Source organism: Streptomyces sp. NPDC006691 (assembly GCF_042869955.1).
GTDB lineage: Bacteria > Actinomycetota > Actinomycetes > Streptomycetales > Streptomycetaceae > Streptomyces.
The window spans coordinates 188,744-205,757 of the sequence record NZ_JBIAGW010000003.1; the positions used below are offsets into that span (position 1 = coordinate 188,744).

A 17,014-nucleotide genomic window follows, 5' to 3' on the forward strand; every position below is an offset into this window, starting at 1 on the left:
GAGTCGGCGTGTGCGGCACCCCCGTCCCCCTCGTCGGAGTGCGGGCTTCCGGTACCGGTGATCACGCTACGGCGACGCCACGGGTTGCGCCACACGGAGGATGAGCGAGTGATTACGGGGAGCTATCCGTACTGGTGAGAGCCGCGTGCAGTGGCGCCCGGCGCGTACCCCGGCCGCCACTCCCTCAGCAGGACGGGAACGCCTCCTTCGCACGCCGAGGAGGCCTGCCTCAGCACCATGGCCCCGGCCGGGGATTCCCCGGGCGGGGCCATGCGGGACGAAGGGCAGACGAGTCGGGCTGTACGCCGGGTTCTGTACCCCGGGACCTCGCGGTCGTCGGGGCGACGGCCATCCATCTAGGGCCGGCGTTGCCACCGGCCTCGTGCGGTCTACCCGCGGACTCGGGCAGGCTGCCCTCGAACGTCCGCGCAGAAGCACCGAAGCGCTCCCTCTTGACCTTGCTCCGGGTGGGGTTTACCTAGCCGCCTGAGTCACCTCAGGCGCTGGTGGTCTCTTACACCACCGTTTCACCCTTACCCGGGACCGAAGTCCCGGGCGGTCTGTTTTCTGTGGCACTGTCCCGCGGGTCACCCCGGGTGGCCGTTAGCCACCACCCTGCCTTGTGGAGCCCGGACGTTCCTCGGGAAGATCGAAGATCTTCACGCGGCCGCCCGCCCGGCTCGTCTGCCGTGCCGACCATGCTACCCGGCGCGGGGTGCCACGAAGGCCGCGGCCCGGCGCGGCCGAGCGCGCCTGACCGGTACAGCCCGGCGCGGCCGAGCACGCCCGACCGGTACAGCCCGGCGCGGCCGAGCACGCCTGACCTCACGGCTCGGCGCGAAACCGGCGGCCTTGACCCTGCCGCAGCGTCAACGTTTCTAATGAGGGCATGCGGATCTCGGAGATCGCCGCGCTGGTGGGGGTGACCACGCGGGCCGTACGCCATTACCACCACCTCGGCCTGCTGCCCGAGCCGGCCCGGCTCGCCAACGGCTACCGGCAGTACTCGGTGCGGGACGCCGTCGCGCTCGCCCGCATCCGGCGGCTGACGGAGCTGGGCCTCGGCCTGGACGAGGTGCGGGACGTCATCGCCGACGACGCGGGGCACGAACTGGCCGAGGTTCTGGGCGAGTTGGACGCCGACCTGGCCCGCCAGGAGGCGGAGATCCGCACTCGGCGAGCGCGCCTTGCCGCGCTGCTCACCCGGGCAGCCGACGGGCGCCTGACCGCCGACGACGAGCTCTCCCCCGAACTGGCGGACTTCTTCGCGGAGTTGGGACCGCAGGACGACAACTCGGCCATGGCCGCGAAGGACCGTGAACTGCTCGCTCTCCTGGAGACCGCCGCACCCCCCGAGGAGCGGGGCCGCCTCGTGGCCGCGATGCGCTCCATGGCCGCCGCACCCGGAGCCGCCGAGCGGGCACGCCGGGTCTACGCGCTGCTCGACGATCTCGCGGACGCCGATCCGGCGGACTCCCGGGTGGAGACGGCGGCGCGGGCACTCGCCGACTGCCTGCCGCCCGATCTCGCGGCGCAGATCCCGGCGGGCGCGGAGGCCGCCGCCGACCAGGGTGTGCTCAAGGCGTTCTTCGCCGACTTCGCGCGCGCCCAGGCGGAGGCGGTCCGACGGGCGATGCAGAAGATCGGGACCACGGAGAGCACGGAGACCACGGAGAGCACGGAGACCCCGGAGAGGCCGGGCACGATGACGGACACGACGGAGGGGAAGAGGGAATGAGACGCCAGAGGCATCCCGGCGCGCTGCGACGGCTGGCCGCGCACGAGGGGCGTGTGCTCCACAGCTTCGCTCTGTGGATCGGCCGCCGGGGCCACCAAGTGGGCCCGGAAGAGCGGGCGTTCGGGTATGCGCGGCCACAGGCGGCGACGGTGTACGGGATCGCCTTCGTCTGCGCCATCGAGACCGTGGGGGTTTCCTTCCTGGTGCGGCAGTGGCCGGCGGTGCACGCGGTGCTGCTCGTACTGGACCTCTACACGGTCGTCCTGGTGCTCGGCATGCAGGCCGCGGCCGTGACCCGGCCGCACGTCCTCAGCCGCGACGCGCTGCGGATCCGCGTCGGCGCCCGGGTCGACCTGGTGATCCCGCTGGCCCACATAGCCGCCGTCCGCAAGGAGTTGAAGTTCCAAGGGGCGGTCAGTGCGGTGCCGGACGACGTGCTGGAACTCTCCGTCGGCGCCCAGACCTCCCTCGCCGTGGAACTGTCCGAGCCCGTCACCTATGTGCAACTCCTGGGAAAGCGGCGCGAGGTGACGTCCGTGCGCTTCCACGCGGACGAGTCCGGGGAGCTGGCGAAGGCGCTGACCGCGGCCGTCGCATCCGCGTAGCCGCCCGGGCTCTCACGCCGGGGCGAACAGGACCTTCGCCGTGCCCGGGTCGGCCTGGGTGAGGCGGACGCGCAGGCGCTCGCCGAGCGGGAGGCTCCCACCGCCCTCGATGCGGGCGACCACCGCCGGATCGGCCAAGTGGACGGTCCCGACGGTCGGTTGCTGGTCCTTCACGTCGACGACCGTCGCCTCGAACACCTCACCCACCCGGTCCTTGAGCAGCGCCGCCTCCACGATGTCCACGCTCTCGCGCTCCACGGTGTTGGCGCGGGCGGTGCCCTGCGCCATCTCCTTGGGCAGCTCGTCGAGCGCCGCCGCGACCCAGTCCGGCGGGTCCTGCCCGGCCACCGCGGCCAGGCAGAGTTCACCGGAGTACCGGTCCACCAGGCGGCGCAGCGGGGCGGTGCAGTGCGTGTACGGCGCGGCCACCGCCGCGTGCACGGCGAGCGCGGGCGCGGTGCCGCCGGTGAACACGGTGTACCCCGCGCCGCGCAGCAGCGAGGTGCACTCCTGGAGGAACGCGGCGTGGTTCGGCTCGCGCGGGTCGAGGGAGCGGACGACCGCCGCGTACGGGACGTGGTGGGGCCAGTCGATGCCCAGCGCCTGGGCCGAGCGGCGCAGCCGGGCGACCGCTCCGTCCGGGGCGGTGGGCAGCGTGCGCAGGATGCCGGTGCCGTACGCCAGCATCAGCTGGGCGCCCGCGATGCCGGTGAGCAGGGAGATCTGGGCGTTCCAGCCGTCGGCGGGCAGCGGGGCACGGTAGCTGAGGTCGTAGTGGTGGTCGTGCTCGACGATCTCCTGCTCGGGAACGTTCAGCGAGATGCCGCCGCGGGCCACTTCCTGCTGTTCGCGCAGGGTGCCGATGTCGCGCAGCAGGGCGAGGGAGTCGGGCGCGGTGCCGGTGTCGATCTGCTTCTGCACGCCCTCGTAGTCGAGCTTGGCGCGGCTGCGGACCAGGGCGCGCCGCACATCGGTGCCGGTGGTCGCGCCGTCCGCGTCCAGGTCGACGCACCACAGCAGTGCGGGCCGGTCCCCGTCGGGGAGCAGGCTGGCCGCGCCCTCGGAGAGCACGGTGGGGTGCAGCGGGGTCTTCTCGTCCGGGAAGTAGAGCGTGGTCACCCGGCGGTGTGCCTCGGCGTCCAGGGGGCCGCCCGGGGTGACGAAGGCCGCGACGTCGGCGATCGCGTAGTACACCCGGTAGCCGCCGCCCGCCCGGCGCTCCAGGCACATCGCCTGGTCGAGGTCGGTGGAGGTGGGCGGGTCGATGGTGAACAGCTCGATGCCGGTCGCGTCGTAGGACGGCAGCCGTGGCGCGGCGGCGGCCCGCTCCGCCTCGGCCAGGACATCCGCCGGAAAGTCCGCGGGCACGTCGAGCGAGGCACGCAGCGCACTGAGTGCGGCGCACAGCGGGGCCGCGGGGGCGCCCTGTACGCGGAGGTGACGGCTGGGCATGTCTTCGAGCGTAGGGCGGGGCGGGGGGTGCGGCATGTCGTGCCCCCCGCTGCCTACCCCGGCCCGGGCCGGGGTAGGCCAGCCCCTCCGGCGCTTCAGGAACCGGGACCGGGGCCCAGAGCCCCCCGAGGACTCTCCGATACCGGGGAAACCAAAACCAGCCCTCCGGCACCTGGGAGCCGGGACCGGGGCGAAGCCCCCGCGCCCCCAAGAGTTCTCCGGTACCGGGGAGGGCCAAACCAGCCCCTCCGGCGCTTGAGGAGCGGGGTCCGGGGCAGAGCCCCGTGTGGGCCCGGGGACTCTCCGATACCGGGGAAACCAAAACCAGCCCCTCCGGCACCTGGGAGCCGGGACCGGGGCGAAGCCCCCGCGCCCCCAAGAGCTCTCCGGTACCGGGGAGGGCCAAACCAGCCCCTCCGGCGCTTGAGGAGCGGGGTCCGGGGCAGAGCCCCGTGCAACCCCGAGGGCTCTTCGGTGCTGGGCACACCGAGGCTGGTCAAGCACAGCGCAGCGTCCCCGTACCCTGGCGCGAGGGGCCGCACCCCCTCCCCCGTACGTACATGAAGGAGAATCGCCGTGCTGGTGCTGTTGCCGCCCTCCGAAGGCAAGGCCGCTTCGGGGCGCGGGGTGCCCCTGAAGGCGGAGTCGCTGTCCCTGCCGGGGCTCGCCGAGGCCCGCGCGGCTGTCCTGGACGAGCTCGTCGAGCTGTGCGCCGGCGACGAGGAGAAGGCCCGCGAGGTGCTCGGCCTCAGCGAGGGGCTGCGCGGCGAGGTCGCCAAGAACGTCGAGCTGCGCACCGCGGGCACCCGGCCGGCCGGAGAGATCTACACCGGTGTCCTGTACGACGCCCTCGACCTCGCGTCGCTCGACGCGGCCGCCAAGCGCCGGGCCGCGAAGTCGCTGCTGGTCTTCTCGGGCCTCTGGGGCGCGGTGCACACCGGTGACCGCATCCCCTCCTACCGCTGCTCGATGGGCGTCAAGCTGCCCGGCCTGGGCGCGCTCGGGGCGTACTGGCGAGGTGTGATGGACCCGGTGCTGACTGAGGCCGCGGGCACGGGCCTCGTCCTTGATCTCCGCTCCTCCGCGTACGCCGCCGCCTGGAAGCCGAAGGGCGACGTCGCGAGCCGCACGGCCACGGTGCGGGTGCTGCACTCGCAGATCGTCGACGGCGTCGAGAAGCGCTCGGTCGTCAGCCACTTCAACAAGGCGACCAAGGGCCGGATCGTGCGCGACCTGCTCACCTCGGGAGCCGGCCCCGCCGGTCCGGCCGAACTCGTCGAGACCCTGCGCGGACTCGGATACGTCGTGGAGGCCGAGGCTCCCGCCAAGACGGGCCGCGCCTGGTCCCTGGACGTGGTCATGACCCAGATCCACTAGACCACCGACGGCATGTTGCGACGGCATGTTGCAACATGTGCAACGCTCGTTGCACAGACCGCAGGGCACCGGCAGGATGGGCGCATGACGTCCTCCGCCGTGCCCGCAGCCTCCCCCGTCTCCGTCCTGGACCTCGCGCCCGTCGTCCCCGTCGTGGTCATCGACGACGCCGCCGACGCCGTGCCGCTCGCGCGGGCGCTGGTGGCGGGCGGGCTCCCGGCGATCGAGGTCACCCTGCGCACCCCGGCCGCGCTGGACGCCATCCGCGCCATCGCCGCCGAGGTGCCGGACGCGGTGGTGGGTGCGGGCACGGTGATATCGCGGGCCGGGGTCGCCAAGGCGGTCGGCGCCGGGGCCCGCTTCCTGGTGAGCCCGGGCTGGACGCCCGCGCTGCTCGACGCGATGCAGGGCTCGGGGGTGCCGTTCCTGCCCGGGGTCTCCACGACGTCCGAGGTCGTGGCGCTGCTCGAACAGGGCGTACGCGAGATGAAGTTCTTCCCGGCGGAGGCGGCGGGCGGCACGGCCTATCTGAAGTCCCTCGCGGGCCCGCTCCCCCAGGCCCGCTTCTGCCCGACCGGCGGCATCTCGCCCACCTCGGCCCCCGCATACCTGGCCCTGCCCAACGTGGGCTGCGTGGGCGGCACTTGGATGCTCCCGCCCGACGCGATCGCCGAACGCGACTGGGCCCGCGTCGAATCCCTGACCCGCGAGGCGGCGGCACTACAGCGCCCTTGAGGGCCGCATGCCTGTTACGTCGGGCGACCCCGCCGCGGGCGCGACCAGCCACAGCCGGCCCGCACCGAAGCACGCTCCGAGGGGCGCGGGGCCTGGACAGCCCCAGCCGTCCCGCACCCCCGAACCGGCCCGCCCCAGCGGAGCGCTACCGCAGGTGCCCCGTATCGTTCAGCACCCGCACCGAGGCGTTGCCGTCCGCGTAGTAGGCGACCGCCGAGATGGAGGCCGCCGAGAGTTCCATCCGGAACAGGGACTCCGGGGGCGCCCCCAGGGCCAGCCTGACCAGGGTCTTGATCGGGGTCACATGGGTCACCGCGAGGACCGTGCGTCGCGGGTACGCGGCGATCAGGCGGTCCCGGGCCGCCGCCACCCGCCGGGCCACCGTGGCGAAGCTCTCGCCACCGCCCGTCGGGGCGGCCTTGGCGGAGCCGAGCCAGGCGTCGAGGTCGTCCGGGTAGCGCTCGCGGACCTCTGAGAACGTGAGCCCCTCCCACGCCCCGAAGTCCGTTTCGCGCAGGCCTTCCTCGATGTGCACGTCGAGCCCCAGGCGCGCCGCCACCGCGGCCGCCGTCTCGCGGCAGCGGCGCAGCGGCGAGGACACGATCGCCTCGATCGTGCCGCGCTCGGCGAAGGCCGCCGCGGCCCGCTCGGCCTGGCCGCGCCCGACCGCCGAGAGCTCGGGGTCGCTCCCGCCACTGCCGGAGAACCGCTTCGAGGGCGTGAGCGCCGTCTCACCGTGCCGCAGCAGGACGAACGTGGCGGGCGCCCCCAGATCGGCGGAGGTCCCCCAGCCGACGCTCGGCGCGGACCCAACAGCCGTACCCTGCGCGGAAGTTGAGGCAGCGCCCCCGACGCCCACCGGAACGCCGGCCGAGACCAGCGCAGCGGCACCGGCACCGGCACCGGTCCCAACACCGGCATCACCACCAGCGCCAGAGCCAGCATCCCCGCCAGCGCCCGCGTGCGCACCCGCACCCGCACCCGCGAGCGCAGCCCGCGCCCGGGCCGCGCCGGCCGCCGCGTCCCCGACGACCCGGGCCGCGCTCGCGTCGGCCCCGGACGAGAGGTCGGCCGTGGACCGCGAGGGCGACCAGCGCTCGCCCCGCTTGCCCGCGTCCATCGCCTCGTTGGCGAGCCGGTCGGCGTGCTTGTTCCGCTCGCGCGGGATCCACTCGTAGGACACCTGCGAGGGCGGCAGGATCCGCGCCGCCTCGGCGGCCAGCGGCCGCATGTCCGGGTGCTTGATCTTCCAGCGGCCCGACATCTGCTCGACGACCAGCTTGGAGTCCATGCGGACCCGTACGCTCGCCGCCGGGTCGAGTTCCCGCGCGGCACGCAGCCCCGCGATCAGGCCCTTGTACTCGGCGACGTTGTTCGTGGCGACGCCGATGAACTCGGCGGCCTCCGCGAGCGTCTCGCCGGTCGCCGGGTCGAGGACGACCGCGCCGTACCCGGCGGGCCCCGGGTTGCCCCGGGAGCCGCCGTCGGCCTCGACGACGAACTGCCGTACCGCGGAAGGCACTTACAGACCCGATTCCGAGGTGCGCACCAGGATGCGGCGGCAGTTCTCGCAGCGGAGCACCGTGTCGGGGGCGGCGGCCTTGACCTCGTTGACCTCGGTGATGTTGAGCTCCAGACGGCAGCCCTCGCAGCGGCGCTGGTAGAGGCGGGCAGCGCCGACGCCGCCCTGCTGCTCGCGGAGCTTGTCGTACAGCTTGAGGAGGTCGGCCGGCACGGAACCGGCGACGATCTCGCGCTCCTTGGTCACCGAGGCGGCCTCGGAGTCCAGCTCGGCGAGCGCGGCGTCCCGGCGGGCGGTCGCGTCGTCGGCCTTGGCCTGGACGGAGGAGACCCGCTCGGTGAGCTCGGCGTTGCGCTCCTGGGCGGCCTCGCGGCGCTCCATCACTTCGAGGACGACGTCCTCCAGGTCACCCTGGCGCTTGGCGAGCGAGGCGATCTCGCGCTGGAGGCTCTCCAGGTCCTTGGGCGAGGAGACCGCGCCGGAGTCCAGGCGCTGCTGGTCGCGGGTGGCGCGCTGGCGCACCTGGTCCACGTCCTGCTCGGCCTTGGTCTGCTCGCGGGCGGTGTCGCTCTCCTCGGTCTGCGAGGCGACGAGCAGGTCACGCAGCTGCGTGAGGTCCTTGGTCAGGGATTCGATCTCGGCGTGCTCGGGCAGCGACTTCCGCTTGTGGGCGAGCTGCGACAGGCGTACGTCCAGCGCCTGTACGTCGAGGAGGCGGATCTGGTCGGCGGGCGCGGCGTTCAGTTGGGGGCTCCATCAATAGAAGGGGAGGTGTGGTGGGCGGACCACGGGTCGGTGACCGTCTTCGAGACGTGGACCCTGAGGTCCCAGCCGTGACGGTCGGAGATCTCGTCGAGCTGGGCGGCGGCCTGCTCGCACCAGGGCCACTCGGTGGCCCAGTGCGCGGCGTCGACCAGACCGAGCGGTCCGTGCTGTACGACCTCGGACACCGGGTGGTGGCGCAGGTCGGCGGTGAGGAAGGCGTCGGCGCCCGAGGCGCGTACGGCGTCGAAGAGGCTGTCGCCGGAGCCGCCGCTGACCGCGACCGTGCGCACCGGCGCCTCCGGGTCGCCCGCCACGCGGATGCCCTGCGCGGTGGCGGGCAGGGCCGCGGCGGCGCGGGCGGCGAACTCCCGGAGCGTGGTCGGGTGGTCCAGCTCGCAGACCCGGCCCAGGCCCCGGCGCCCCGAGGGGTCGCTGGCGTCGGGCACCAGGGGCCGCACGACCCGGAGGTCGAGCGCGCCGGCGAGGGCGTCGCTCACGCCCGGGTCGGCGGTGTCGGCGTTGGTGTGCGCGACGTGCAGGGCGATGTCGTGCTTGATCAGGGTGTGCACCACGCGGCCCTTGAAGTGGCCGGCGGCGACCGTGGTGGTGCCGCGCAGATAGAGCGGGTGGTGGGTGACGATCAGGTCGGCGCCCAGCTTCAGCGCCTCGTCGGCGATCTCCTGGACGGGGTCGACCGCGAACAGGACCCGGTGCACCTCGGCCTCGGGGTCGCCGCAGACGGTGCCGACGGCGTCCCACCCCTCGGCCCGCTCGGGCGGCCAGAGGGCGTCGAGCGCGGCGATGACTTCAGACAGACGGGGCACGGGAACAGGTTACCTGCGCTCCGCGCCCCGCCGTCCGGCCGCCGGGGTGCGAGGGGCCGGAGCCCTCGCGGCGGCTCCGCGACGGGGGACCCGGTTACTTCTGGACGAGGAAGCCGCGCAGGTCGTCCAGGACGGAATCGGCGGCGGTGACGCCCAGCCCGAGGTACCAGGTCTCGTCCTTGACGTCCTTGGCGTGCCCGGCCTTGACGGCCTTCAGGTTCTTCCACAACGGGTTCGACTCGGCGCTGTCCCGCTTGGACTTCTTGGGGTCGCCGTAGACGCCGGTGAAGATCCAGTCGGCGTCCGCCCGGTCGATGGTCTCCGGGCCGACCTCGGTCGCCAGATCGACGGCCTGCTGGTTCTTGGGGCGCGGAATGCCGGCGTCGTCGAGGATCGTGCCGATGAAGGAGGCCTTCGCGTAGAGGCGGACCTTGCCCGGCATGTAGCGCAGCATCGTGACGGTCGGCCTGTCGGCGCCGAGGTCGGTCCCGAGCTGCTTGGCCTTGGTCTCGTACGCGGCGAGCTTCGCCTTCGCGTCCGCGGTCTTGTCCAGGGCGGCGGCGTTCAGGAGGTAGTTCTGCTTCCAGGGGAAGCCGGGGCGGATCGAGAAGACCGTCGGCGCGATCTTGGAGAGTTCCTTGTACTTGTCGGCGGCGCGCAGCTGGCTGCCGAGGATGAGGTCCGGCTTGAGCGCGGCGATGGCCTCCAGGTTGAGGCTGTTGATCGTGCCGACGTTCTTCGGGTCGCCCGCGCCCTTCCTCAGATAGCTGGGGATGCCCTCGTCGCCCTCGGTCGGCGCGTAGCCGACGGGCTGGACGCCCAGCGACACGACGTTGTCGAACTCGCCGACGTCCAGGACGACGACCCGCTTGGGCCGCGCCTTGATCTCGGTGCTCCCCATCGCGTGGTCGACCGTGCGCGGGAACGCGCCGGGCGCCGCGTCGGTGCCCATCTTCGCCGTCTTCTCGGCCGCCGCGGCGAAGTCCTTGCCGCCCTGCGCGACGGACTTCTTGCCACCGGAGTCCGCCTTGCCCGCGTCCGCCTTGCCCGGGGCCGAGGAGGAGCCCTTGTCCCCGCCGTCGCCGCTTCCGCAGGCCGCGAGCGAGAGGCCGGCGGCCACGGCGAGGGCGACGGCGGCGGTGCCGCGGCGGCGTAGGGACATCTCAGGCTCCTGTACGGCGGGGAAAGGACGAACGGGACAGCGCGACGGGAGAGGCGGGCACCAGGGCACCTGCCTCGGCGGCCGAAGGATTCCGGCCAACGTGGCTTAGGTTCGCCTAACCTTACATAAATCGTTCCTGCACATCTCCCGCCCCCCACACAGCCGAATCGTCCGGCCGCCACCCTTTGGTGTGAAGCGAGTGGTCTCGTGTTGTCCGCCCGGAAGTGCGAAAACTAGCTTCGGTGGCCGGAGGTGAGCCATCAGATGACGGCTTTGGCCATCGAGACCGCGGCCGACGGCGGCGCGGTCGGAGGTACGGGATTCACGATCACCGCGAACGGCGCCTACGCCGCGCGGCTGGTGCGTGACGAGGGCGGCGGTTCGGCCTGGTTCCCCGAGCGCTGGACGCTCGACGGCCCCGAGCCGTACGCGGTGCCGCTCCCCGGCAACCAGCCGGAGGAGCCCGACGCCGGGGTGCTGCCCATGGCCGACGGCCGGGTGCTCATCCATCGCCGGGTCGCCGACCGGCACTCCTTCGCCCTGCTCTACCCGACCGGACCGGCCACCGGCGAACTGCCGCTCGGGGCGGTCGACGCCGGGCCGGACGAGCTGACGCTGCTCCCGCCGTCGCCGGACGGCAGCTGCGCCTACGCACTCGCGGTGGGCGCCGACTCCACCGCGCTGTGGCTGGTGGCGGGCGGCGCGTTCGGCCCCGAGCTGGTGGCCCGGCTCAAGGGACGCTGCTCGGGCGGGGTGTGGCTGGACCGCACCGGCCGGATGCTGGCCCTGGACCGGGAGCTCGACGGGCGCACCAAGACGGTCGCCGTCGACCTGGAGCGCGGCGGCGAGGTCACCGAGCTGCTCCAGATCACCGACGACAGCAACGACCGGCTGCTGCTCGCGGACGCCGACAGCGGGCTGCTCCTGATCCGCTCGGACGCCCCGGGTCACGACCGGCTCGGCTGGGGCGTGCTCGGCTCCGCGCTCCCGGTGCGCTTCCCCGAGTGCCTGCGCCTGGCCGACGCGGCCGTGACGCCGTTCGCCATACAGCCCGGCCAGGTCCTGATGCCCGAGTCCTGCGCGGTGGCGCTGCGCATCGACGCGGCGGGCGGCAGCTGGGTCGGCATCTGGCGCCCGGCGGGCCGCCATCTGCACCAACTGGCCGCGCCACAGGGGTGGTTGACGGGAGCCGGGCTGTGGACGCCGGAGGGGGTGCTGAGGCTTCCGTACGTCACCGGGGCGAGCCCCTGCGCGCTGCTCGACGTACCCGCGCCGCCGGACCCTGCGCCGGCCCCGCCCGCACCGCCGCCGGAGCCCGCGCCGCCCGTCGCGGCCAAGCCCGTACCGCTCGGGCAGGCGCCCCTGACCGGCCGTCGGGAGCCGTCGGGGGATCGTTAGAATCGCCCGCTGTACGACGCACAGGCGCAGACGACTACGGGGTGACCACAGCTCATGTCCAACCAGACCGACACCCGTCCGCAGGAGACGGGGTCCGACAGCGCGGGTAAGCACCGGGGCGGGGCGGCCGCCACGGAGGACTCGGCGACGCCGGCCCACGGGCGCCACCGCCGCGAGGAGAGCTCGGGCGCGAACGGCTGAACGGCTGAACGGCCGGACAGGAGAAGGCCCCGGGGTGGACCACCCCGGGGCCTTCTCCTTCCCCTCCGCCGGTCAGTCCCGCTTGAGCCCGAGCACCTCCGCCGCGGCGAAGGTCTCGTTCGCGGGCCTGTCCGCGTAATACGGGGAGATCAGCTCGTCCAGCTCCTGGTACGAGAAGACCTCCTTCGCGGAGTCGAACTTGGCCGCCACCTTGGGCCGTTCGACGATGGCGACCATGCCGCCGTGCACCACGAGCAGCTGCCCGTTGACCTTGGCCGCGGCGGGCGAGGCCAGATAGCCCACGAGCGGCGAGACGTGTTCGGGCGCCAGCGGGTCGAGCTGCCCCTCCCCCGGCTCCTGGAAGCCCGCGAACACGTCCTCCGTCATCCGCGTACGGGCGCGCGGGCAGATCGCGTTGGCCGTGACCCCGTACTTGCCGAGCGCGAGCGCGGTCGAGGTGGTGAGCCCGACGATGCCGCCCTTGGCCGCCGCGTAGTTGGGCTGGCCCGCGGACCCGGCGAGGAAGGCCTCCGAGGAGGTGTTCACTATGCGGCCGTAGACCGGGGCGCCCGCCGCCTTGGAGCGCTCCCGCCAGTGGGCGGCGGCGAAGTGGGTGGTGTTGAAGTGCCCCTTGAGGTGCACATGGATCACCGAGTCCCACTCGGACTCGCTCATCGAGAAGATCATCCGGTCCCGCAGGATGCCCGCGTTGTTGACCAGGATGTCGAGCTTGCCGTACGTGTCGATGGCCAACTGGACCAGTTCCCTGGCCTGTTGGTGGTCGGCCACGTCCCCGGTGTGGGCGGTGGCCCGCCCGCCCGCGGCCCGGATCTCGGCGGCGACCTCCTCGGCGGGGCCCTTCGAGGCCTGGCCCGAACCGTCGCGGCCCGGCTGCCCGAAGTCGTTGACGACGACGGCCGCGCCGAGCCGGGCGAGTTCCAGCGCCTCGGCCCGGCCGAGCCCGCGCCCGGCCCCGGTCACGATCGCGGACAGGCCTTCAAGTGGCTGTGCTGCCATGCCGGTTGGATCCTCTCGCAGTCGGATGGATCGATGAGGTGGAGCCGAAGGGGGTCAGATCGCGATGCAGGTGCGCAGCGCCTCGCCGCTGCGCATCTGGTCGAGCGCGTCGTTGATCCCGGCGAGCTGCACCCGGTGGGTGATGAGGCCCTCCAGGTCGATGCGGCCCGCCCGCCACAGCGCGATGGCCCGCTCGTAGGAGCGCAGCACGTCGCCGCCGCCGTACATGGACGGCAGGATCCGCTTCTCGTCGAAGAACAGCTCGAACATGTTGACCTGGAAGAAGTCGTCCATGGCGCCCGCGCCGACCACGCACAGGGTGCCGCCGCGCCGGGTGTTCTCGTACGCGGTGCGGGCGGTCGCGGAGCGGCCGACCACCTCGAAGACGTAGTCGAAGCCCTCGCCCGCGGTGATCCGCTGCTTGGCGTCGGCGAACTCCTCGGGCGGGACCGCCTCGGTGGCCCCGAACCTGAGCGCCGCCTCGCGCCGGGAGGCGACCGGGTCGACGGCGACGATCTGGGCGGCGCCCTGCACCCGGGCGCCCTGGATGGTGGAGATGCCGACGCCGCCGCAGCCGATGACCGCGACCGACGAACCGGCCTCCACCTTCGCGGTGTTGATGGCCGCGCCGAGTCCGGTGGTCACCCCGCAGCCGATCAGGGCCGCGATCTCGTACGGCACGTCGTCGGGGATCGGGACCGCGCAGCCGGCCGCCACGACGACCTCCTCGGCGAAGGTGCCGGTGCCCGCGAAGCCGAACACATCACCGCCGGAGCGCCGGAAGTTGGGGGTGCCGGCGTTCATGAACCCGGCCAGACAGAGCTGGGTCTGGCCGCGCTTGCAGGACGGACACGCCCCGCACGCGGGCAGCCAGCACATCAGGACCCGGTCGCCCTGCTGGAGGCTCGTCACGCCGTCGCCGACGTCGACGACCTCGCCCGCCCCCTCGTGTCCCGGCACGAACGGCGCGGGCTGGGGCAGCACCCCGCTCATCGCCGAGAGGTCGGAGTGGCACAGGCCGGTGGCGCGGACGCGGAGCTTGACCTTCCCCGGGCCGAAGCCGGTCGCCTCCATGTCGTCCACCACGTCGAGCTTGTCCTGGCCTATCTCGTGCAGTACGGCTGCGCGCATGGTGCGGCTCCCCTCGATCCCCTCAAGTACCGAAACAGGTGGTGCGTCAAGTACCGGAAAACACAGCTCAGTTGTGTTCCACGACCGTGTCGGACAGGACCGGCGCGTCGTCCCGCTCGACGGCCGTCACCGACACCTGGACGCGGCCGGGGCCCGACCACATCCGGATGCGCAGGGTCTCGCCCGGGAAGACGACCCCGGTGAAGCGGGTGGCGTACGAGCGGACACGGGCCACATCGCCGCCGAGGAGCGTGTCCACGACGGCCTTCAGCGTCATCCCGTAGGTGCAGAGCCCGTGCAGGATCGGCCGGTCGAAGCCGGCCAGCTTGGCGAAGTCGGGGTCGGCGTGCAGCGGGTTCCAGTCGCCCGACAGGCGGTAGAGCAGGGCCTGTTCCTCGCGGACCGGGCGCTCTACGACCTGGTCCGGGTCCCGGTCGGGCTGCTCGACCCGGACCGAGGGCCCCCGGTCGCCGCCGAAGCCGCCCTCGCCGCGTACGAAGATCTGCGCGTCGCTGGTCCACAGCGGGCCGTCCGCGTCGGCGGCCTCGGTGCGCAGGACCAGGATGGCCGCCTTGCCCTTGTCGTGGACGGCGGCGACCCTGGAGGTCGAGGTGGCCCTGCCGCCCACCGGGATGGGCCGGTGCACGGTGATGGCCTGGCCCCCGTGCAGCACCGCGGCGAGGTCCACGTCGATGCCCGGCGCGGACAGGCCGCCGACCACGCCCATGCCGGCGCCCGCGACGGTCGCGAAGGAGGGCAGCACATGCAGCCGGGACTCCAGGGTGTAGCGCAACTCGTCGGGGTCGGTCGCGGGCGTACCGGCGCCCAGACCCAGGTGGTAGAGCTGCACGTCCTTGTGGTCCCAGGTGATCTCGGTGGACCGGGGCTCGGCGGCGATCGCCTTCGCGGCATCAATGGGCATGTGGACGCTGCTCCTTGAGCGTTGTGCGGGCACGGGGAAAAGACCTCGGTGCGGCCGTCCGCACCGTCGGCCGCACCGAGGTCGTACTGGACCGGACCGAGGACCCGTCCGTCGTTCTAGAACGCGTTCTAGGCCGATGGCCCCTAGGTATAGCGCACGCCCCGGCACTTGTGAAGGCTACTGACGCACCGTCAGATCCCTTGGGGTGAACCGCCGGCCGCCACTTTCGGCGGGGGCGCCCCAGGACATTTGTCCTGCCCGGGTCCGTACAAGCGCATCTGGGGCGGGACCCGCGCGCGCCGTAACGTCGTGGACATGACGCAGATGACGACACAGAGCGCCACCGCGGTCCACTTCGGCGGGGTGGTCAAGTCCTACGGGGCGGTCCGGGCCGTGGACGGCGCCGAGCTGACCATCGGGCGCGGCGAGACCGTGGCCCTGCTCGGCCGCAACGGGGCCGGCAAGTCCACCACCATCAGCCTGCTGCTCGGCCTGAACGAGCCGGACGCGGGCGAGGTGCGGATCTTCGGGCGCACCCCGGAGCGGGCGGTACGGGAGGGGCTGATCGGGGCCATGCTCCAGGAGGGGCAGCCGATTCCCCGGGTGACCGTGCGTGAGCTGGTGTTCTTCATCGGCAGCATGTACCCGAAGCCGATGCCGGTCGCCGAGGCGCTCGCCCTGGCCGGGCTCACCGAGTTCGCCGACCGGCGGGTCGACAAGCTCTCCGGCGGCCAGACCCAGCGGGTGCGGTTCGCGATGGCGCTGGCCGGCAACCCCGAACTGCTGCTGCTCGACGAGCCCACCGCGGCGCTCGACGTGGAGGCGCGCCGCGCGTTCTGGGAGTCGATGCGCACCTATGCCGGCCGGGGCAACACCGTGCTGTTCTCCACCCACTACCTCGAAGAGGCCGACGACAACGCGGACCGCATCGTCGTCATCGACCGGGGCCAAATCGTCGCCGACGGTCCCGGCGAGACCATCAAGCGCGCGGCCGGCGGCAACCTGGTCTCCTTCGACCTCGCGGGCACGGCGACCGAGGGGCTCTCGCTGCTTCCGGGCGTCGTCGCCGTCGAGGTCCGCGGCGACCGGGCGCGGCTGCGCACGGACGACTCGGACGCCACCGTCGTCGCGCTCGCCGCGATGGGTGCGGTGCGCCGCCTGGAAGTCGCCCCCGCCAGCCTGGAGGACGCCTTCCTCTCCCTCACCTCGCACGAACCCGGCCCCGCGGCCGGACCGGGCCCCGCACACGGGACCGGCACGGCCCACGGCGCCGGCACCGCGCACCCGCCCCGCACCGTAAGCCAGCCCCGCACCGCCGCATCCGAGAGCGAGACCGTCTGATGTTCGAGTACATCAAGCTGGAGATGCGGCGCACGCTCCGCGACGCCTCGTTCGTGGTCTTCGGCATCGGGATGCCGGTGCTGATGTACCTGCTCTTCACCAACATCGGCGGAGGCGGCGACGGCGACGCCTGGAAGGTCCAGTCGATGATCGGCATGGCCGCCTACGGGGCGCTCGGCGCCGCCATGAACGCCGGGACCGGGGTCGCCGCCGACAAGGCGATCGGCTGGCTGCGGCAGCTGCGGATCGCGCCGCTGGCGCCGACCCGGGTGGTGACCGGGCGCGCGATCAGCGGCTCGGTGACCGTACTGCCCGGCATCCTCGCGGTGCTGCTCTCCGGGGCGCTGATCAACGGCGTCCGCCTGGACGCCTGGCAGTGGGTCGTGCTCACGCTCCTGCTGTGGATCGGGGCGCTGCCCTTCACGATGCTCGGGCTCGGCAACGGCTACCGGCTGTCCGCGCAGGCCACGGGGGTGGTCAACGTGGCCTGCCTGATGGGGCTCGCGATCCTGGGCGGCCTGTGGTTCCCGGTCTCCGCCTTCCCCGGCTGGCTGCGGAGGATCGCCGAGTACACTCCGACCCACCGCTTCGCCGACCTCGGCTGGGCCACCTCGCAGGGCCACGCCCCGGGACTGGCCACCGTCGCGCTGATGGGAGCCTGGCTGGTGGCCTTCGGCGCCTATGCCGTGGTCTCCTACCGTCGGTCCGCGCGGACCGCGTGAACGCCGGGCGCGCACACCGCGTGGACCGCGGGCACGCGGACCGCGTGAGCACCGGGCGCCGGGGGCCGGGCGAGCCCATGAGCCTTCAGTACGGGGAGAACC

16 protein-coding genes and 1 other RNA gene are annotated in these 17,014 nt (G+C 73.2%); 8 read left to right on the forward strand and 9 right to left on the reverse strand.

Annotated elements, in window-relative coordinates; all coding sequences use genetic code 11:
• Nucleotides 1-285: 285 nt before the first annotated feature.
• An RNA gene (rnpB, locus tag ACFYNP_RS07620) (RNase P RNA component class A) lies at nt 286-683 on the reverse strand.
• A gap of 206 nt (nt 684-889) precedes the next feature.
• Here rnpB and ACFYNP_RS07625 point away from each other — a divergent pair.
• On the forward strand, nt 890-1,738 hold the full coding sequence (locus ACFYNP_RS07625) for a MerR family transcriptional regulator (protein WP_388783531.1): 849 nt from the start codon (nt 890-892) through the stop codon (nt 1,736-1,738).
• A complete protein-coding gene (locus ACFYNP_RS07630) occupies nt 1,735-2,343 on the forward strand; it encodes a hypothetical protein (protein WP_388783534.1) in 609 nt (202 codons plus the stop codon). Before ACFYNP_RS07625 ends, ACFYNP_RS07630 begins: the two co-directional genes overlap by 4 nt.
• A 12-nt stretch (nt 2,344-2,355) precedes the next feature.
• Here the strand turns inward: ACFYNP_RS07630 and ACFYNP_RS07635 are convergent, their stop codons facing one another.
• Complete coding sequence (locus ACFYNP_RS07635) at nt 2,356-3,795, reverse strand: RNB domain-containing ribonuclease (protein WP_388783537.1); 1,440 nt, start codon at nt 3,793-3,795, stop codon at nt 2,356-2,358.
• A 576-nt stretch (nt 3,796-4,371) separates the two neighbouring features.
• On the opposite strand from ACFYNP_RS07635, the gene yaaA reads away from it, so the two are divergent.
• Both yaaA and eda read left to right on the forward strand, forming a co-directional pair.
• Nucleotides 4,372-5,172: a peroxide stress protein YaaA gene (gene yaaA, locus ACFYNP_RS07640; protein ID WP_388783539.1), complete on the forward strand. Its 801-nt coding sequence runs from the start codon at nt 4,372-4,374 to the stop codon at nt 5,170-5,172.
• An 84-nt stretch (nt 5,173-5,256) separates the two neighbouring features.
• Nucleotides 5,257-5,907 carry a bifunctional 4-hydroxy-2-oxoglutarate aldolase/2-dehydro-3-deoxy-phosphogluconate aldolase gene (eda, locus tag ACFYNP_RS07645; RefSeq protein ID WP_388783542.1) on the forward strand — a complete coding sequence of 217 codons (651 nt, stop codon included), beginning with the start codon at nt 5,257-5,259 and terminating at the stop codon, nt 5,905-5,907.
• A gap of 145 nt (nt 5,908-6,052) precedes the next feature.
• Here eda and ACFYNP_RS07650 read toward each other — a convergent pair whose 3' ends face one another.
• From ACFYNP_RS07650 to ACFYNP_RS07665, 4 genes are all read right to left on the reverse strand, one after another.
• Nucleotides 6,053-7,429 (reverse strand): bifunctional RNase H/acid phosphatase, encoded by a 1,377-nt coding sequence (locus ACFYNP_RS07650; RefSeq protein WP_388783545.1) that lies wholly within the window; start codon nt 7,427-7,429, stop codon nt 6,053-6,055.
• A complete protein-coding gene (locus tag ACFYNP_RS07655; protein ID WP_388408510.1) occupies nt 7,430-8,173 on the reverse strand; it encodes a zinc ribbon domain-containing protein in 744 nt (247 codons plus the stop codon).
• Nucleotides 8,170-9,018 (reverse strand): Nif3-like dinuclear metal center hexameric protein, encoded by an 849-nt coding sequence (locus ACFYNP_RS07660; RefSeq protein ID WP_388408051.1) that lies wholly within the window; start codon nt 9,016-9,018, stop codon nt 8,170-8,172. The genes ACFYNP_RS07655 and ACFYNP_RS07660 overlap by 4 nt, the downstream gene beginning before the upstream one ends.
• 94 nt (nt 9,019-9,112) lie before the next feature.
• On the reverse strand, nt 9,113-10,180 hold the full coding sequence (locus ACFYNP_RS07665) for an ABC transporter substrate-binding protein (protein WP_388783547.1): 1,068 nt from the start codon (nt 10,178-10,180) through the stop codon (nt 9,113-9,115).
• Between the two features lie 264 nt (nt 10,181-10,444).
• Here ACFYNP_RS07665 and ACFYNP_RS07670 point away from each other — a divergent pair, with 264 nt between their 5' ends.
• Together ACFYNP_RS07670 and ACFYNP_RS07675 are read left to right on the forward strand one after the other, a co-directional pair.
• Nucleotides 10,445-11,578: a hypothetical protein gene (locus tag ACFYNP_RS07670; RefSeq protein WP_388783550.1), complete on the forward strand. Its 1,134-nt coding sequence runs from the start codon at nt 10,445-10,447 to the stop codon at nt 11,576-11,578.
• A gap of 54 nt (nt 11,579-11,632) precedes the next feature.
• Nucleotides 11,633-11,779, forward strand: a complete 147-nt coding sequence (locus ACFYNP_RS07675) for a hypothetical protein (RefSeq protein WP_388408042.1) — start codon at nt 11,633-11,635, stop codon at nt 11,777-11,779.
• A 72-nt stretch (nt 11,780-11,851) separates the two neighbouring features.
• Here the strand turns inward: ACFYNP_RS07675 and ACFYNP_RS07680 are convergent, their stop codons facing one another.
• From ACFYNP_RS07680 to ACFYNP_RS07690, 3 genes are all read right to left on the reverse strand, one after another.
• The gene (locus ACFYNP_RS07680; RefSeq protein ID WP_388783552.1) at nt 11,852-12,796 is read right to left on the reverse strand and encodes a 3-oxoacyl-ACP reductase; all 945 of its coding nucleotides are present in this window, start codon (nt 12,794-12,796) and stop codon (nt 11,852-11,854) included.
• Nucleotides 12,797-12,850: 54 nt separating this feature from the next.
• Nucleotides 12,851-13,927, reverse strand: a complete 1,077-nt coding sequence (locus ACFYNP_RS07685) for a Zn-dependent alcohol dehydrogenase (RefSeq protein WP_388783554.1) — start codon at nt 13,925-13,927, stop codon at nt 12,851-12,853.
• Between the two features lie 67 nt (nt 13,928-13,994).
• Nucleotides 13,995-14,849: a MaoC/PaaZ C-terminal domain-containing protein gene (locus tag ACFYNP_RS07690; RefSeq protein WP_388408035.1), complete on the reverse strand. Its 855-nt coding sequence runs from the start codon at nt 14,847-14,849 to the stop codon at nt 13,995-13,997.
• A gap of 315 nt (nt 14,850-15,164) precedes the next feature.
• On the opposite strand from ACFYNP_RS07690, the gene ACFYNP_RS07695 reads away from it, so the two are divergent.
• Both ACFYNP_RS07695 and ACFYNP_RS07700 read left to right on the forward strand, forming a co-directional pair.
• On the forward strand, nt 15,165-16,190 hold the full coding sequence (locus ACFYNP_RS07695) for an ATP-binding cassette domain-containing protein (RefSeq protein ID WP_388408033.1): 1,026 nt from the start codon (nt 15,165-15,167) through the stop codon (nt 16,188-16,190).
• A complete protein-coding gene (locus ACFYNP_RS07700) occupies nt 16,190-16,912 on the forward strand; it encodes an ABC transporter permease (RefSeq protein ID WP_388408030.1) in 723 nt (240 codons plus the stop codon). Before ACFYNP_RS07695 ends, ACFYNP_RS07700 begins: the two co-directional genes overlap by 1 nt.
• Nucleotides 16,913-17,014: the final 102 nt, after the last annotated feature.

Bases quoted from the DNA above. Each gene is read 5' to 3' on its own strand.
- ACFYNP_RS07635 (WP_388783537.1), bottom strand. From the start codon at position 3,795: ATGCCCAGCCGTCACCTCCGCGTACAGGGCGCCCCCGCGGCCCCGCTG.
- ACFYNP_RS07680 (WP_388783552.1), bottom strand. From the start codon at position 12,796: ATGGCAGCACAGCCACTTGAAGGCCTGTCCGCGATCGTGACCGGGGCC.
- ACFYNP_RS07695 (WP_388408033.1), top strand. From the start codon at position 15,165: ATGACGCAGATGACGACACAGAGCGCCACCGCGGTCCACTTCGGCGGG.
- ACFYNP_RS07670 (WP_388783550.1), top strand. From the start codon at position 10,445: ATGACGGCTTTGGCCATCGAGACCGCGGCCGACGGCGGCGCGGTCGGA.
- ACFYNP_RS07625 (WP_388783531.1), top strand. From the start codon at position 890: ATGCGGATCTCGGAGATCGCCGCGCTGGTGGGGGTGACCACGCGGGCC.
- ACFYNP_RS07630 (WP_388783534.1), top strand. From the start codon at position 1,735: ATGAGACGCCAGAGGCATCCCGGCGCGCTGCGACGGCTGGCCGCGCAC.
- ACFYNP_RS07675 (WP_388408042.1), top strand. From the start codon at position 11,633: ATGTCCAACCAGACCGACACCCGTCCGCAGGAGACGGGGTCCGACAGC.
- ACFYNP_RS07665 (WP_388783547.1), bottom strand. From the start codon at position 10,180: ATGTCCCTACGCCGCCGCGGCACCGCCGCCGTCGCCCTCGCCGTGGCC.
- ACFYNP_RS07685 (WP_388783554.1), bottom strand. From the start codon at position 13,927: ATGCGCGCAGCCGTACTGCACGAGATAGGCCAGGACAAGCTCGACGTG.
- ACFYNP_RS07700 (WP_388408030.1), top strand. From the start codon at position 16,190: ATGTTCGAGTACATCAAGCTGGAGATGCGGCGCACGCTCCGCGACGCC.
- eda (WP_388783542.1), top strand. From the start codon at position 5,257: ATGACGTCCTCCGCCGTGCCCGCAGCCTCCCCCGTCTCCGTCCTGGAC.
- ACFYNP_RS07690 (WP_388408035.1), bottom strand. From the start codon at position 14,849: ATGCCCATTGATGCCGCGAAGGCGATCGCCGCCGAGCCCCGGTCCACC.